The organism is Mesorhizobium alhagi CCNWXJ12-2, assembly GCF_000236565.1.
GTDB classification, from domain to species: domain Bacteria; phylum Pseudomonadota; class Alphaproteobacteria; order Rhizobiales; family Rhizobiaceae; genus Allomesorhizobium; species Allomesorhizobium alhagi.
Window position 1 is genome coordinate 1 of record NZ_AHAM01000228.1, and the last position, 2,510, is coordinate 2,510.

The 2,510-nt window shown below is 62.2% G+C and carries 2 protein-coding genes; both read left to right on the forward strand.

The features are described from left to right. The first annotated feature begins 171 nt into the window (after positions 1 to 171). On the forward strand, positions 172 to 1,473 hold the full coding sequence (locus MAXJ12_RS25395; protein ID WP_008838935.1) for a polysaccharide pyruvyl transferase family protein: 1,302 nt from the start codon (positions 172 to 174) through the stop codon (positions 1,471 to 1,473). 457 nt (positions 1,474 to 1,930) lie between these two features. Further along, on the forward strand, positions 1,931 to 2,510 hold a 580-nt coding region (locus MAXJ12_RS25400), incomplete at its 3' end, for an NAD(P)/FAD-dependent oxidoreductase (protein ID WP_008838936.1).

Sequence of the window (2,510 nt, forward strand, 5' to 3'; positions counted from 1 at the left end):
CGGTCGAAAAATCGAGGCGCGATGGTTTGATCCATCCAGCGGTCGATCTCGCCCCGCAGACGGTTCTCCGTTCGAACCGAGCCGGCAGACGTTGAGGCCCGCGCCTGTGAACGATGCCGGTTTTGCCGACTGGGTCCTTGAGCTGCGTTCGCAAGACATGGGCCATAGCCAATGACTGCCGGCGACAGCATCGCAAACCGCTTCTCAAGACCCGAAGTCGACGCCGCGCTGGAGCCGGCGCAGGCGGGACCTGCGGCCCCAGCCATGCGTGAAAGGCGCGCCAGGATCGCCCTGTTCGGGCTCTTTGGTTGCGGCAATCTCGGCAATGACGGGTCGCTCGAAGCCATGATCGAATTCCTCAGGCGTCGTCGGCCGGATGCGGAACTTGTGTGCATTTGCGACAATCCGGACGAGGTCACGCGAAAATTTGGCATTGCCACCCGGCCGATCAGCTGGTCGCGGCATTTGACCGGCGTGACGCGCAAGATCGACAAGCTCTTTCTGAAAATCCCGGGCAAGATGGTCGACCTTGCGCAAACGCTCAGGCATATCCGCAATACCGATCTCGTGATCGTTCCCGGCACGGGCATTCTCGACGACTTCGGCGAGCGCCCTTACGGCATGCCGCTCGATATCTTCAGGTGGTGTCTTGGAGCGCGGATGGTGGGCGCCAAGGTCGCTCTTGTCAGCATCGGGGCCGGCCCCATCCGGCATCGCCTCAGTCGGTGGCTGATGACGGCTGCCGCACGCTTGGCCCACTACCGATCCTACCGCGACACACTGTCAAAGGAGTTCCTGGAGAGCGTCGGTTTGGATACAGGCCGGGATCTCATCTTTCCCGATATCGCATTCAAGCTGCACGCGCCTGCAAATCCGCCCCCAAAATCCGCAGGAGCAGAACGCTTGACGGTCGGCGTCGGGGTCATGAGCTACTACGGCTGGTATGGCTTCGCGCGAGGCGGAGAGGCAATATTCGCCGCCTATATCGAGAAGCTGGCAAAATTCGTCGTCCATCTCCTCGACAATGGCCACGACGTTCGCCTCCTGACCGGGGAACTGACCGACAAGACAGCCGTAGACGCTCTTGTCGAAGAGGTCGGCCGTGCTAGGCCGGACCTGCCGTCCTCCAGAATGATCGCGGAACCCTCCTATTCGCTGCACGACCTGATGCTCCAGATCTCGGCAGTCGACATTGTGGTCGCGACGCGCTTCCACAACGTCGTTTGCGCGCTGAAGCTCGGTCGGCCAACCATTTCCCTGGGATATTCCCGAAAGAATGACGTGCTGATGGAAGAAATGGGCCTGGGCGCGTTGTGCCAGCATGTGGAACGGTTTGACGTCGACAACCTCATCGATCAGTTCGCCAACGTCGTGCGGTCGCGCGATGACTACCGCCGGAGGATTATGGACCGGGTCAGACAGTTCGAGGACGACCTCGACCGCCAGGACGCCTACCTGCTGACGCTGATCTGAATTCTAGAAACTTCGTGCGTTCTTTCAGTGGAGCAGCCATGACAACCGGATCCCAACCGCTGAGGGCAAGCCTCGCGCCCGGTGGGTGAACAGGACCCGTCGGCTGCCGAGAAGGCAAACCTTCCGCCGGGGGTGCTGAAAATGCGCAGAGCGTCGCACGCGTGGCCGCAGAAATTGCCCTAGCGCGCAGAGATGACCGCCTGGACGCCAGACCATGCCCCGCAGCTACACCGTTTGTCAGCGGCCACTGCCAGGCTGGGAACAGCGGAGCCGTCAAATGTCCGGAATGGGAGCAAGTCCAAAATGGCGCTGCGGCATGAGCAAGGCGCAAGGTCTGAAATGCTCTCCTTTGTTCGGCGATGCGAAGGTATCTCGCTTCGTCGAACGCCGTCTGGCGCACCGAGGCTTTGGGTGAGACAACAGGTTGGACGCATGCTGGAGCGGGATCGAACCACCAATGGATGAAGTCGAATGCGTTGTCATCGGCGCCGGGATCGTCGGTCTGGCAATCGCGCGCTCGCTCGCGCTGGCTGGCCGCGAGGTGCTTGTCGTCGAAAAGGAAAGGACGATCGGCGCGCACACATCGTCGCGCAACAGTGAGGTCATTCACGCCGGCATCTATTATCCGCAGGACAGCCTGATGGCGCGCTTTTGTGTGGAGGGTCGAAAGGCCCTCTACGATTATTGCGACGCGCGGGGCGTTCCCTACAGCCGCTGCGGCAAGCTCATCGTCGCCACGAACGATGCCGAGGCGTTGCAACTGCAGGACATAGCGCGGCGCGCAGCACGCAACGGCGTCCACGACCTGTCGTTGCTCTCGGGCGGGGACGCCATGGCGTTGGAGCCTGAACTGTCCTGCACGGCCGCGCTTCTGTCGCCGTCGACGGGCATCGTGGACAGCCACGCCTTGATGCTGGCTTTCCAGGCCGACGCCGAAGCCGCTGGCGCGATGTTCGCATTCGGCTGTCCGTTTCTCGGCGCAGTCAGTGGCCGCCCGGATCTCGTGCTCTCGCTTGGCGGCGCCGAACCCACCGCGA

Coding starts and splice junctions, on each gene's coding strand:
- MAXJ12_RS25395 (WP_008838935.1), top strand. CDS start 172: ATGACTGCCGGCGACAGCATCGCAAACCGCTTCTCAAGACCCGAAGTC.